Source organism: Priestia sp. SIMBA_032 (assembly GCF_046535215.1).
Classification (GTDB): Bacteria; Bacillota; Bacilli; order Bacillales; family Bacillaceae_H; genus Priestia; species Priestia aryabhattai.
Genome location: NZ_JAWRXD010000383.1, coordinates 1 through 303, shown reverse-complemented (window position 1 = coordinate 303; position 303 = coordinate 1). Strand labels below are relative to the sequence as shown.

Sequence of the window (303 nt, the reverse complement as noted above, 5' to 3'; positions counted from 1 at the left end):
AATGATTCAAGTTTGATTTTATCGTAACAACTCTAAAGGTAGAGTGCAATAATGGAAGTTTTCCAATTTACGATATTTGTTTTGCTGTGGAACGAGAAAATAGTATTTCTAGCAAAATGGCCATTACAGATCCAAGAACGAGACCGTTACTTAAAAACGATGCTAGAAATGGTGGAAGTGTGGAATATGCTCCTGCTGGAAAAAACCTAACTCCGACTCCTGTGAAGATTGAAAGACAGGATACTTTAAATAATTGTTCTTTATCCTGGACCGTTTCGTATTCTCGAAAGGCGAGGCCAATCA

The 303-nt window shown here is 37.3% G+C and carries 1 protein-coding gene; it reads right to left on the bottom strand.

All coding sequences use genetic code 11. The annotated features are described in order from the left end of the window. Nucleotides 1-67: 67 nt before the first annotated feature. On the bottom strand, nt 68-303 hold a 236-nt coding region (locus tag SB717_RS34850; RefSeq protein WP_410907449.1), incomplete at its 5' end, for a purine/pyrimidine permease.